Here is an 8,771-nt window from a genome sequence, read left to right as displayed (position 1 = left end):
GGGGCTGCACCGGAACCGGACCGTGTGCGGGGACGGGGGGCTGCATCGGAACCGGACCGTGTGCGGGGACGGGGGGCTGCATCGGAACCGGGGCCTGCGCCGGGATCGGGGCCTGTGCCGGGACATGGACCGCTGCGGCCTCGGGAAGCCCTCCGGCGCCCGGAACCGCTCCAGCGCCCGGCGCGGGAAGGGGACCCGCGCCCGTAGGGGGCACCGGCCCCACGGCGCGGGCCTGTTCCGCCGCGCTCGTGCCGCCGGAACCGCCGGGGCCGCCGGAACCGCCGGGGCCATCCGTCACCCGGTCCGCCGCAGCGGGCGGCAGGGCGAACACCGCGCGGGGCCCCGCCTCCTGGGCTGCGGCGCGCTCGTTCGCGGCGGCCAGGGCACGCCGACGGCGCCCCGTCGGCTGCCCGTCCTCCGCCTCCGCCGCTGCCTCGGCCTCGGCCTCCGCGACCGAGCCCGAGCCCGGGGCCGCGTTCGACGTGCCCTGCGGCTGCGCCGACGCGCTCGCGAGCGCCGGCAGAGCGGCCGGCAAGGCGTTCTGGGACGGCGACGGCGACTGCGGTTGCTGCTGCTCGTCCGGTGTGGGCCGGGCCCGTCGTCCGCCCGGGACGGGTACGCCCTGCGGCGGGACCGTGCCGCCGAGTCCCGTGCCCGAGGCGGCGGTTCCGGCCGCGTGCTCCGCCGCGGTCATGACGGCGCCCTCGCTCACACCCCCGTCGGCCCCCGCGTCCCCCACGACGGCGACCTCGGCCGACCGCCCGCGCCGCCGCCCGGTGCCGCCGGAACCCTCCGCGGCCTCCGCGCCCTCGGCCTCGCCCACCGCGGGCGGAAGCTCGCCCGGGACCTCCGGCGCGGCCGGGCCGCGCCTGCGCCGGCGTCCGGTCGGAACCGACGCCTCCGGGTCCGCGCCGCCCTCCGCGCCGGGGGCCGGAGCCTCACCCTCCAGGAACGCGTCCACGGAGGCCCGCCGGGCCCGCCGACGCCCGCCGGCGCCCTGCTCGCCCGGGACCTCGTCCTCCGCGCCCGCGCCCGGACCGGCCGCGAGGGCGGGCAGCGCCGTGGCCGCCGGAGCCGGGACGGCCCCGGCCCCGCCGCCCAACGGCACCTCCAGCACATAGGCGCTGCCGCTCATGCCCGGCACCTCGTGCGTCTGCAGCACCCCGCCGTGCGCCCGCACGATGCCCCGCACGATCGGCTCGTGCACGGGGTCGCCGCCGGCGTACGGCCCGCGCACCTCGATGCGCACGACCTCGCCACGCTGGGCGGCCGCCACCACGACGGTGTTGTCCATGTAACCGCCCGCCGAGACGGGCGCGTTGCCGGTGGCGTCGACGCCCGCGACGTCGGCCACGAGGTGCGCCAGCGCGGTCGCGAGGAGCCGCGCGTCGACCTCGGCCTCGATGGGCGGCGCGTGCACGGCGAACTGGACCCGACCGGGCCCGATGAGCTCGACCGCGCCGTCGACGCCGGCCGCGACGACGGCGTCGAGCATCACCTTCGTCCGGACGACGGTCTCCGCCCCCGTGTCCAGCCGCTGATACCCGAGGACGTTGTCGATGAGCGTCGTGATCCGCGAGTAACCGGCCGACAAGTGGTGGAGCACCTGGTTGGCCTCGGGCCACAGCTGGCCGGCGTCGTCCGCGGCGAGCGCGGCGAGCTCGCGGCGCAGCTCGTCCAGCGGGCCGCGCAGGGAGTCCCCGAGCAGGGTGAGCAACTGCTCGTGCCGCCCGGCGAGCGCCTCGTACCGGTCCTTCTCCCGTTCGCCGAGCGCGGCGTAGCGATCCTCGCCCGCGGCGAGTTCCTCCTCGTGCCGCTCGCGCAGCTCCTCCAGCTCGGTGACGTGCTGCTGGCGCAGTGCGGTGAGGTCGGAGGCGTGCTCCTCGGAAAGCTTCTCCAGCTCCGCCGTGTGCCGCTTCTCGACGGAGTCCTTCTCCTCTGCGAGGGCGTCGAAGGGCCGCCGGTCGGTGAACGTCATGACGGCGCCGACGAGCTGGTCGCCGTCGCGCACGGGCGCGGTCGTCAGGTCGACGGCGACCCGGTCCCCGCTCTTGGACCACAGCACCTGTCCGCGCACCCGGTGCTTGCGCCCGGAGCGCAGCGTGTCGGCCAGCGGCGACTCGTCGAACGCGAAGGGCGAGCCGTCGGCGCGCGAGTGCAGCACGAGGTCGTGCAGCTCCTTGCCGCCGAGGTCGCTGGCCCGGTATCCCAGTATCTGGGCGGCGGCCGGGTTGACGAGCACGATCCGCCCGTCGGTGTCGGTGCCGACGACGCCCTCGGAGGCGGCCCGCAGGATCATCTCGGTCTGCCGCTGCGACCGCGCCAGCTCGGCCTCGGTGTCGACGGTGCCGGAGAGATCGCGCACCACGAGCATCAGCAGCTCGTCGGAGGCGGACGGGTAGCCGTAGCCGTCGTAGGCCTGCTGACCGTTCTCGAGGTTGGCGCTGGTGACCTCGACCGGGAACTCGGTGCCGTCGGTGCGGCGCGCGATCATCCGGGTCGGCTTGGTCTGGCCGCGCGGGTCCATGTGGTCAGGCCGCCGCATGGAGCCCGGGATCAGCTTGGAGTCGAACTGCGGAAGCAGGTCGAGCAGCCCCCGCCCCACCAGCGCCGTGCCCGGAGTCTCGAAGGCCTCCAGCGCGATGGTGTTCGCGTTGACGACGGTCCCGTTGGCGTTGACCAGCAACAACGCGTCGGGAAGCGCGTCGAGTATGGCTGCGAGGCGAGCAGCGCCTCGGGATGGCCTGCTGCTCACGAGTCGCTTCCTCCCTGTTACCGCACTTTGCCGACCGCTCGGGCCATATTGCCAACCGGTCCGCAGCGTGTCACGCGAGGGAGTCTAAGGGCTGGGGCCCCGTCGGCGACGCCGGATGAGAGGGAGCTCGCACGACGAAGCGGCACAGAACGTATGTCCGTGCCCGTCCCCACCGGCCCTGTCGCCCGTCGGCCTGCCGCTGAGCCCGCTCGACGCCCGATTCGACGGCCCCGCGAAGTCGCGGGACCTTCGCGCGACCTTTACGGAACGGGTGCTTCCGCCCCGCACCGCCTGTACGCACCTGCCGGCACCCGAACGAGGACGCCCGTCCTTCCGCCCCCGCTCGGCCTCCGGGGTGGGTCCGAGCGGGTCAGCGGCCTGCCGGGCGCAGATCGGGCAGCAGCGGCACGAGCCGCTCCCATCGCTCGATCTCGCATCCGTCGCTGCGGTCGTACGCGGCGTCGACCGGCCGCCCGGCCCAGCGTCCGGTGACGTGCGCGGTGGCCGGCCCGCCGTACCGCATGGTGCAGACGCCGTCCTCGGGCACGGGCGCGAAGACGTCACGGCCCCACCGGGTGTCCCGGTCCACCGCGTCGCACGCACCTGCCGGATCCGGGTGACTGCCGCCGCCGGGGTGGCAGTACACCTCGAAGGTCCCGTCCACCCCCGCACCGGCGTGCCGGACGGTGACGGTCAGATGATCGCCGGAGACCTGGTCCTCCTCCCGGACCGGCGGCGGCGCGAGGGACACGCCGTCGCCGACGTACGACGGGACGGTCGTGAGCGCGTCGGCCGTGCCGGCGTAGGCGGCGCCGGGGCCCGCGCCGGAGGCGGCGATCACGGCGGCGCAGGCGGCTGAGGCGGTGACGGCGAACCGTCGGAGCGGGGTGACCTGGAACATGACCGTACTAACGCCGCACGGCCGACGACGTTGCGCTCCGGCAACGCCTTTGCCCTGCGACCCGGGTGCCTAGTAACGTGGAGGCCGATTGGTGACACCCCGCTCGACTGTGTCATCATCTGCACGCACCACTCGCACACACGCGAGCGGTTGTGCTGGAGGCGTCGCCTAGTCCGGTCTATGGCGCCGCACTGCTAATGCGGTTTGGGACTTCAATCCCATCGAGGGTTCAAATCCCTCCGCCTCCGCTCGAACACCGAAGCCCCGGTCCACCCGACCGGGGCTTCGTCGTTCGCTGGTGCGGGCCGCCGCCCCCGAGACCCCCCAGAAAGTGCGTTTCCGCAGGTCACAACGGGTATGGCAAACGGATTTCACATGTCGGCGGCAGTCATGTAATGTTCTTCCTGTCGCCGCGAGCGGGCCGGAAGGGCCGGAAGCGAAGGCAGAAAAAACCGAATAACAAGCACTCGTAGCTTAACGGATAGAGCATCTGACTACGGATCAGAAGGTTGCAGGTTCGAATCCTGCCGAGTGCACACAGGTCAAAGGCCCCGGAGAGATCCGGGGCCTTTGGTGTTTCGAGGGCGTACAGCAGCGAAGTACAGCAACGGGTGATGTCAGGCCTTGATGTCAGCCCGTCTCGCTGCCGTCCATCGCCGCCGACAGCTTCCCGAGCGCGGCGCGCACCTCCTCCTCGCTCGCTTCCGCGTAGACCTCCATCGTCATGGCGATCTGCGAGTGACGGAGGATGCGCTGTGCCACCTTCGGGTGGACCTTGACGGCGACGAGGAGCGAGCTGCACGTGTGCCGGGTGTTCCGCAGCGGGATCACACGGAGGCCGGCGCGGCGGGCCCGCAGGGCGAACATGCGGGTCAGGTTCCCCGGCTCGATGGGCGTCCCGTACTTCGTCGTGAAGACCAGGCCGCGGGTGTCCTGCCAGAGCTCCCCGGCCGCCTTCCGGTCCCCGGTCTGCTGAGCGTGGCGCATGCGGAGCGCCTTGAGGCAGAACGCCGGGAGGGGAAGGGAGTCGCCCGACTCCCCAGAGACGGACGAACCGCAATCCGTCGAACTGCTTCAGCTGCGCGGGCCGGTCGACGCGTTGCCTACAGGTTCCTCCGAGCACGCTGTGGCTCGGGGTGTCGGCGAGCGCGGACAACCGAGCCGGCGGATCAGCCCATCGAAGCCCATCGGGCCCGGACCCTTCGAGTGGTTGTTCGGTCCCTGCACGAGGACCGTTGCCCCCGTCCCGCCTCGGCGGTCGCTTGTCGGCTCTGCCGCTCGACCCGGGCGGCTACATCACGACCGACCGCCTCAGGCGTCGAGTTGGGCGCACTCGCGAAAACGTGCCGGGCGTACTCGGCGCTCTGGAGCATGGCCGGCAGAACAACGCACTGGAACGAGCGAACCAGCCGAGCAGACCGCACCGCGTCATCAAGGACTGCCCCAGCGGGAGCCTCCGGGTCGGACGCGACGACCGTGTCCGGCGCAGCTTCAACGGCGACCAGGAGGTCACGCACTTCACGAGAGGTCGACTCGTCGAGGTCGAGGGCCAGCGACAAGCGCCCCAGGACGTCGAGGCTGGGAACCATGCGCCCGTTCTCAACCTTCGACACGGTCGGTTGCCCCACACCAGCCCGCTGCGCCAGCACAGCACCTGTCAGACCAGCCTCTGTACGAAGCCCCCGAAGACGCGCCCCAAGCGCCTTCATCAGCTCCCGCCGCTCACTCCCCGTACCCAGGGTTCTACACCACTGAGCGGAGGGACCTGCCCTCAGTAGGGTGCCGAGTCAGCGGCAGAGCTCCATGATGGTGTCATCGAAGTCTGGGAACTCGCGGGTCGCCTGCTCGATAACGTCAGCTGCCGGCTGCTGCTGGTCGGCCGCGAATCGTTCCGCGACGGCCATGAAGTCGAGGTTGAGCGACGGTGTCCAGTCGGGTTCGTCTGAGTTGGCTGCTTCACAGGGGCCGAAGCCGCCGGCCAGCAGCCACAAGAAGGCACCCAGATCACGTGCCACGACACCGGTCTCACCTTCGGAACCGAGGTGGACCACAGGCTGATCGACGAGCGGGCGGCTGGGTCGGATCAGCCAGAACGCCGCGTATCCGCCCGAGCCGTCCTGCCCGAACACGCGGAATAGGTCGCCACTCAGCTCTGCATTCCCCGTCCAGGCCCGGAACCAGTCGGTGGTCTCCTCCGCCGACAGGAACGCCGGGAAGGCTTCGAAGTCGACCCCCGCGCCATCGTTGTAGTCGAACGGGAGCGCCAGCGCGGCGGCGAGGGCAGCTGGGAATTGTCGATCATCGGTATGGATCACGTGGACAGGCTAACGACCAGCCTGTACCTGACGACTGCTGAGGATTCGCCCCGGCCGGCCAGATGCCGGTGGCGAGACCATGATTCAAACTTTCTCTACTGGTTCAAGGCGGCTCGCTCCGCTCCCCGCGCGCGGCCCGGCCCCCGGCCGGGCCTTCGCTCCTGTCTCCGCCCCGCTCCAGCCCGGCCGGGGGCCGAGCCACCACACAGCATTCAGCCGCTATCCGTGAGGGCAGGGATACGTCGCGGCTGGGGTGGTCGACTCCACGGCTTTACGGAGCCACCTCGGGCCGAGCCGCGCAGATCATGACCCCGACATCGTGCGCTGCCGGCCAGGTCCACAGAATTCCGGACGCGCCCGAAGCTTATGGGCCATGATCACTCGCGGCCAGAGACAGCTCCAACCTGAATCTCTATTCACTGGCCGCGACTTACAGGCATTCTCTCTCTTCAGGCGATTTCCCGTATTCACCCACGAGGCACGACCACGTTCCAGATTCGCTGGGATCTGTCCAAAGAACCGACTCTTCCTTGATCCTCGGTGCTGCAGGTCGGCCCGTTCCTGGCACTACAGGAAGTCCAACCGAGTAAAGCTCGACGTAGACAGTTGGGATTCGATAGGCCATTTCGTAGAGGATTTCCGCCTCAGATTCCAGCGGGTCCACGCTAAAGCCTACCGTCATGCCCGATTCGTCCCGAAGGGAGATTTCTACGTAACCTTCCGAATTCGGATTCGAATATGCAACAGTGGGCTTTTCCTCAGTACCCATCGAGAGGTCGCGAACTACTCTCTCGACAAGTTCTTTTAGGTTCGACATGAGCGAATCCTTGATCGCGAAGAATGACCACTTCAAGGGCCCTCACTTCGAGGCCCCTGAAGGGAACAGCCATCGTATGTCAGATCAACGTCACCGTAAAGTCGAAGACGGTCGTGATGTACTTCTCTCCGCGAGTAATCGGAAAGTGCTCCTTGACCGTCAGAACGTAATGACTGGTGTTCACTCGGAATGACGAGTGGACCAAGTAACTTGACCCAACGGCACCGTGACTGTCGGAATAGCCAAAACTCCGGCCATTCCGCGTTGCCGTGGCACTCTCGGACATCGGCCCAGTTGCCTGCGCCGCCGTAGCAGCATTCAATTTCAGACCCCAGGCGAAAGTCATATGATCGCCATCATGATAGCGAACCTGCCCGGTGAGGTGCCCGTAAGCCGAGTCGCCGCGATAATCGGGCGCCTGAGGGGAAAAGAAGTGCGTGACCCCCAATGCGGCCGACTTTTCAACTGCGCTTACTTCTCCGTCAGTAACGGTCTGACTCTCACTGTGTTCCGTCACGGTAACTGCGACCGCGCGGAGCGGCTCCTGAGAAGCATCGTCCGCCTGCTCGACTGCGGAAGCGGCGCCAGTCAGCGTCGCCACGGCAAGCAGAGCAAGCGCTAAGCTTGTCACTCTCCGCGTGATTCTCAATTCTCTCCCCCAAAGTTGCCTGGTCAGTGGCCAACGTTGGGAATCTAACCATTGCGCAGAGGGCATTCAATCCCTTAGGGAGAGTCTCAAATCACGGATCCGCGAGGCAACCGTCGCCCTGCCTTTTGCATCGCACCCGCCACACTTGGGATCCGTCACGCTGCGCGACCTAGCTGCCGTGGCAGACCGTACGAGCTTGAACCACTGCAACCCTGCCAACTACTACACACCGACGAACAGCAGCGCTCAACCGCGAACGCCTGCGGACCGTCAGCGCAGGTGAGAATCGCACCAGCCCAAGGCAGCGTCCTGGTCCAAGTTGCTTCGGGACGAAGAGGTCATCAGGCAAGGTGCTACCCCCCATACGCTTCCGCTGGCGGGGGCTTGATCTGGGCGACAGCGGACAGCGTGGCTCAGGCCGGCGGGGGTGCAGCGAGGCACACGCGCGCCTGCACGGTCGGATGACCCGCCATCGAGGCTGACTGTCGCTGGCTTAGGCTCAGGCACTCCGGGGCCCAGCTCCGCCAAGGGACGTTCGAGGCGAGGAGACCGTGCCGTTCGCGTGCCAGATCCTGCAGGGAACAGCGGGGACTCGTCACGGGTGCGACCACGCTCCGACACCACTCCGCCGCAGGTCAGCGCGGCAGCAACCCCCAAGAAACCCGAGCTTCCCACGGTCGCTTCGAAGCGGACGGCGAGTTTGTCGTACCGCGTGGCGACGGCCCGGTGGCGCTTGAGGCGGTTGATCCCGCACTCGACCGCGTGCCGCTGCTTGTAGTCGTCCTTGTCGAACGTCGGCGGTCGCCCGCCACGCGATCCGCGCTTGAGCCGGTTACGGACACGGTCCGCTGGCACCGGGATGGTGGCCTTGATCCCGCGTCTGCGCAGGTAGGAGCGGTTGCTGCGAGAGTCGTACGCCTTGTCGGCGCGCACCCGGTCCGGACGCTTGCGCGGCCTGCCAAGTCCCAGCCTCGGCACCCGGATGGCTTCCAGGACCGCTTCGAACTGCGGGGAGTCGCCCCGCTGCCCGGCCGTGATCACGACGGACAAGGGCTTCTGGCCTTGCTCGACCGCGAGGTGGATCTTGCTGGTCAGTCCGCCCCGGGATCGTCCGAGGCCATGGTCGGCCGGCTCGACGAAGACACCGCCGGGCGGTTCCTTCTGCAGGTCCCCCTTTTCGCCGCTCCGGCGGCGTGCTGATGGGCCCGGCAGACGGTGGAGTCGACGTTCACGTCCCAGGTGATCAGGCCTTTCGCATCGGCCTCGGCCTGGAGTTGGGTGAGGATCCTCGCCCAGGTCCCGTCCCGCTGCCAGCGCCGGAACAGGTCGTAGAC

6 protein-coding genes, 2 tRNA genes and 3 pseudogenes are annotated in these 8,771 nt (G+C 69.3%); 2 read left to right on the top strand and 9 right to left on the bottom strand.

Annotated features, from left to right (window positions below; genetic code table 11):
- Both ACFVYK_RS30300 and ACFVYK_RS30295 read right to left on the bottom strand, forming a co-directional pair.
- Nucleotides 1-2,755 (bottom strand): PAS domain-containing protein (locus tag ACFVYK_RS30300; protein ID WP_389779519.1); only part of this gene is annotated, 2,755 nt, incomplete at its 3' end.
- Nucleotides 2,756-3,125: 370 nt separating this feature from the next.
- The gene (locus ACFVYK_RS30295; RefSeq protein ID WP_389779517.1) at nucleotides 3,126-3,656 is read right to left on the bottom strand and encodes an SSI family serine proteinase inhibitor; all 531 of its coding nucleotides are present in this window, start codon (nucleotides 3,654-3,656) and stop codon (nucleotides 3,126-3,128) included.
- A gap of 157 nt (nucleotides 3,657-3,813) precedes the next feature.
- Between ACFVYK_RS30295 and ACFVYK_RS30290 the strand changes: the two genes are divergently transcribed.
- Together ACFVYK_RS30290 and ACFVYK_RS30285 are read left to right on the top strand one after the other, a co-directional pair.
- Nucleotides 3,814-3,904: transfer RNA gene (locus ACFVYK_RS30290), tRNA-Ser, on the top strand.
- Between the two features lie 215 nt (nucleotides 3,905-4,119).
- Nucleotides 4,120-4,192: transfer RNA gene (locus tag ACFVYK_RS30285), tRNA-Arg, on the top strand.
- 94 nt (nucleotides 4,193-4,286) lie between these two features.
- On the opposite strand, the pseudogene ACFVYK_RS30280 reads toward ACFVYK_RS30285, so the two are convergent.
- From ACFVYK_RS30280 to ACFVYK_RS30250, 7 genes and pseudogenes are all read right to left on the bottom strand, one after another.
- Nucleotides 4,287-4,694, bottom strand: a pseudogene (locus ACFVYK_RS30280) (tyrosine-type recombinase/integrase); the annotation flags it as partial.
- Nucleotides 4,695-4,924: 230 nt separating this feature from the next.
- Nucleotides 4,925-5,365: pseudogene (locus tag ACFVYK_RS30275) on the bottom strand (Scr1 family TA system antitoxin-like transcriptional regulator); the annotation flags it as partial.
- Nucleotides 5,366-5,443: 78 nt separating this feature from the next.
- Nucleotides 5,444-5,971 carry an SMI1/KNR4 family protein gene (locus tag ACFVYK_RS30270; RefSeq protein WP_389779516.1) on the bottom strand — a complete coding sequence of 176 codons (528 nt, stop codon included), beginning with the start codon at nucleotides 5,969-5,971 and terminating at the stop codon, nucleotides 5,444-5,446.
- Nucleotides 5,972-6,401: 430 nt separating this feature from the next.
- Nucleotides 6,402-6,788: a hypothetical protein gene (locus tag ACFVYK_RS30265; protein ID WP_389779514.1), complete on the bottom strand. Its 387-nt coding sequence runs from the start codon at nucleotides 6,786-6,788 to the stop codon at nucleotides 6,402-6,404.
- Nucleotides 6,789-6,867: 79 nt separating this feature from the next.
- On the bottom strand, nucleotides 6,868-7,389 hold the full coding sequence (locus ACFVYK_RS30260; RefSeq protein WP_389779513.1) for a hypothetical protein: 522 nt from the start codon (nucleotides 7,387-7,389) through the stop codon (nucleotides 6,868-6,870).
- 318 nt (nucleotides 7,390-7,707) lie between these two features.
- Entirely contained in the window at nucleotides 7,708-8,604 is an 897-nt protein-coding gene (locus tag ACFVYK_RS30255) for an IS5 family transposase (protein ID WP_389779553.1), read from the bottom strand.
- A pseudogene (locus tag ACFVYK_RS30250) lies at nucleotides 8,529-8,771 on the bottom strand (IS5/IS1182 family transposase); the annotation flags it as partial. The pseudogene ACFVYK_RS30250 and the gene ACFVYK_RS30255, both read right to left, overlap by 76 nt.

It is taken from the genome of Streptomyces sp. NPDC058291, from assembly GCF_042880855.1.
Taxonomy (GTDB): Bacteria; Actinomycetota; Actinomycetes; order Streptomycetales; family Streptomycetaceae; genus Streptomyces.
The sequence above is the reverse complement of the archived record's forward strand: the minus strand, read 5'-3'. Positions and strand labels throughout refer to the sequence as shown.